The sequence below is a fragment of the Oleiphilus sp. HI0125 genome (assembly GCF_001635355.1).
Genome location: NZ_LWGF01000667.1, coordinates 1 through 814, shown reverse-complemented (window position 1 = coordinate 814; position 814 = coordinate 1). Strand labels below are relative to the sequence as shown.

The 814-nt window shown below is 44.7% G+C and carries 1 protein-coding gene; it reads right to left on the bottom strand.

Annotated elements, in window-relative coordinates; translation table 11 throughout:
* Positions 1-748, bottom strand: a 748-nt coding sequence (locus A3762_RS09435; protein WP_197469170.1) for a molybdopterin-binding protein, incomplete at its 3' end; no start/stop codon positions are given.
* Between the last annotated feature and the right edge of the window lie 66 nt (positions 749-814).

The window sequence follows — 814 nt, the reverse complement described above, 5'->3', positions numbered from 1 at the left end:
ATAATTGCTCCACTTGTTCAGAAAAATGCTCGAGCAACGCATAGTCTTGCTCATGATTTGCTTGGAGCTTTAACTCCAACATTGGCAATGAAGCGCGAAACCCAAGCTCCAATTCTTTTGGAAGTTTCAAACCACTCTTAAAAACACGCTCTTGAATGCCTGACTCACCCATTCCAAAAACACGATATCGTTGTCGCTTCACTTTGGCATTCGAGTCTAAAGGTAAACGCGGGAGAATCTCCTCACTAAACATTGTTTTCAGTTCTGATGGGACTCCAGGTGTGCAGTAAACAGTGCATCCATTAATCTCAGCAGAGAAGCCAACAGCTGAACCTGTGGCATTAGGAACTAAACCTACCCCGTCAGGCAAAATAGCCTGCTTTTTGTTGGCTGCATTGAAGGCAATATTTTTACTCTTGCACCATTGTTCAAGGTCCGCCATTGCCTGCGGATGTTCAAGCAAATCAACGCGCATAACATTGGCTAGGGCTTGTGCTGTGAGATCGTCAACAGTTGGCCCCAAACCACCATTCACAACAAGCACATCAGAAAAACCCGCAATGCGCGCTATTTCCTGCTCAAGCAAGGCTAAGTCATCCCCAACAGTTGCCTTGTAGTAAATCGTGCAACCAAAGGGGCTAAGGGCTTCAGCTAACATTGCCGAATTGCTATCGACAATGTCACCACTCATTAACTCATTGCCTGTTAATAGCAAAGAGAGCTTTATAGATTGTTGTTCGTTGCTCATAGAATTCTCTGACGATACGCAGCGCAATATAGTTATTTACCGAGAAGCGCTGCCATTTCAATAGAG